The organism is Faecalicatena contorta (assembly GCF_021531995.1).
Taxonomy (GTDB): domain Bacteria; phylum Bacillota; class Clostridia; order Lachnospirales; family Lachnospiraceae; genus Dorea_A; species Dorea_A contorta_A.
Window position 1 is genome coordinate 1 of record NZ_JAFBIZ010000195.1, and the last position, 2,624, is coordinate 2,624.

The 2,624-nt window shown below is 38.8% G+C and carries 2 protein-coding genes; both read right to left on the minus strand.

Translation table 11 applies throughout. The features are described from left to right. Positions 1 to 3: 3 nt before the first annotated feature. Positions 4 to 1,353 carry an APC family permease gene (locus tag JQM82_RS14990; protein WP_235251207.1) on the minus strand — a complete coding sequence of 450 codons (1,350 nt, stop codon included), beginning with the start codon at positions 1,351 to 1,353 and terminating at the stop codon, positions 4 to 6. A 98-nt stretch (positions 1,354 to 1,451) separates the two neighbouring features. Further along, positions 1,452 to 2,405 (minus strand): sugar-binding transcriptional regulator, encoded by a 954-nt coding sequence (locus JQM82_RS14995; RefSeq protein ID WP_235251208.1) that lies wholly within the window; start codon positions 2,403 to 2,405, stop codon positions 1,452 to 1,454. Positions 2,406 to 2,624 lie beyond the last annotated feature (219 nt).

The window sequence follows — 2,624 nt, forward strand, 5'->3', positions numbered from 1 at the left end:
GTATTATTCCATATCCTGGTTCTTCTTTGTTCTAACTTTGTAGAAAATGACTCCTACAATGTACCATGCAACAGAATATGCCCAGATCAACCATCCACCTTTGATTACATCCGGAATATAACAGATAATAATCAATGCAAGTGCAACTACCGGAAGCAGATTACCACCCGGAGCTCTGAATGCACCTTCCGGAAGTTCAAACTTCTTTCTGGCAACTAATAAAGAAATAATATTAATACTGATTGTTACCGCTGCAAATAACGCTCCAAAGCTTACAATTGTAGATGTAAACTGCGGGAAGCAGGAAATAGCCATACATGGAACTGCAACAACAACTGACGCATAAACCGGAACACCTGCTTTGTTATTCTCAGCAAGTTTCTTTGGCATAATTCCTTTTTCAGCAGATGCCTGGATTGCTCTTGAAGTCAAAGACATGACTGTAAGCATTGTTGTAAGAAGTGCCAGCAATGCTGCAATTGAAATGACTTTGGATACCCATGGATAAGCTGCCAACTTTGTAAATGCTGCTGCATATAACGGAATAAACTGCATTCCCGGATTCTCCATAAGGAAACCGGCTGAAACCATACCCACAGTTGCAAAAATAATTCCCAGATATAAAGTCAAAACAACGATCATTGCGATCAATACTGATTTTGGCACATTTCTGTTTGGGTCCTTTACCTCAGATACCATAAATGCCATTGCAACAATAGATCCGTATCCTGTCATTGCTGTCGGAACCATTGCAAGAAAACCTGTGTTTCCCGCTGCTCCCTGTGAAAAAAACGGTGTTAAAGCTGCACTTTCCCATGCACCACTTCCAAAAGCAAGCCCAATGTAAATAAACATCGCAACTACAAGACCTAATACTAATATATTGTTTACTTTTCCTGCTGTTGAGAACTTCACACTGTTCAGAGCAAAAATAAATATAACTGAAATAATAGCTAATGGAATCTGCATATTTGCAAAAACAGGGAACCCAACACTTAAGTATGTTCCTACATAGATTGCCGCAAATGCAATTGCTACAATATTTGCATTAATATAACCCCATGTTGAAATCCAGCCCCATATTTGTCCATGTTTTTCCGTCTTTCCAAGTGCTTTGGAAGGGAATACGAATACACCTCCTGATTTTGGGAATCGTGTTGACAGCTCCGCACACACTAACCCATAGCATAACATGATAACAGCTGCAATTGCCCATGTTAAAATCGCTGCAGGACCAGCGGATGTGATTGTTAAACCTGATAATGAAAAAATGGAACTTCCAATCATTCCACCGGCAATCATTGCCACACAAGTCCATAATCCTAATGAACCACCCTGATTACTATTTGACATATACTTTCACTTTTACCACACCAATGCAAAAGGGAAATCACTAATATGATAGTTCTCCTTTCCTTCTTTTGTCAGGGCGGAATTAATCCCACCCCTGATTATTCTGCCAGTAATTCTGCCACATGCAAGTCAGTAATCAATACGTTCACATACCCGCCCTTCAGTGCTGCACGAATGGCTTCTACTTTATCCACGCCTCCTGCTACACCAATTCGAACCGGTATTTTTTTGTAATCATCCAATGTAATAGAAAGGATTCTGTTTCTGAACGGTGGAATAACAACATTTCCATTTTTGTCAAAGAAATGTGTACATACTTCACCCACAACATCCGAAGCCCACTTCACTTGTTCATCATTGTCTGAATCGTACAGAGAAACCATATGCTTCCATTGACTGTGTGCAGTTCCTATACCTACCACAGCTATCGTACAATTTTTAATCACATTATAGGCTTCCAGAAAATATGGGTCATTCGTAAATGACTCTCTTAACTCTTCGCTGTGTAAGATTACAGGAGCATACACAATAGACTCCTTGGCATTGAGTATCTCGGCAAGACGATAAACAAGTCTGTCTACTCCCATATGTGAATCCTGTTCTTTGCTGCTTCCAATCAACTGAGTTACTGTAAGGTCTTTCGGGCAGGGGGACATCGGAATCCAGTTATCAACCATGGCAGCTGTCGTTCTTCCTCTGGTCACACCGATAATATCCTTCTCCTGAATAATACTTTTCAGATAACTTCCGGCGGCAATTCCCAGTTCCTGTATCATACTTTCATCTACTATATTGTCTATGATTCTGACTTCATTTAGCTTATATTTCTGTTCAAGCTTTGCTTCTAATTCAAGATTGCATTTGTCTAAATCTTCTATTGAAATTTTTACAATTCCGAGTTCTACACAGGCACTGACGATTCGATTTACCCGTTGACGTGACATTTTCATTCTTTTTGCGATAGCTTCCTGCGTCAGTCCCTCTTTATAATAATAGTAAGCAACTCTTCGATATTCATTCCATAGTTCTTCCGACATGTTTTCGCTTTTCATAAACCTATCTCCTTTAGTTTCTCTTGATAGGTCTATTGTACATCTTAAATCACCCTTTTATCAACAAAACTTAAACTCATTTCTTGCGTTTTATGACTGAACTATTATCCTGTATGTATCTGCAAGTACTTCTTAATTATTTTTACTACATCCCCTTTCCATAATTACAAATGTAATTTATATATGCAAAATGTAACATCGTTATTATGTGTTACATAT

Excerpts from the sequence above, each read along its gene's own strand:
- JQM82_RS14990 (WP_235251207.1), bottom strand. The coding sequence starts at position 1,353 with ATGTCAAATAGTAATCAGGGTGGTTCATTAGGATTATGGACTTGTGTG.
- JQM82_RS14995 (WP_235251208.1), bottom strand. The coding sequence starts at position 2,405 with ATGAAAAGCGAAAACATGTCGGAAGAACTATGGAATGAATATCGAAGA.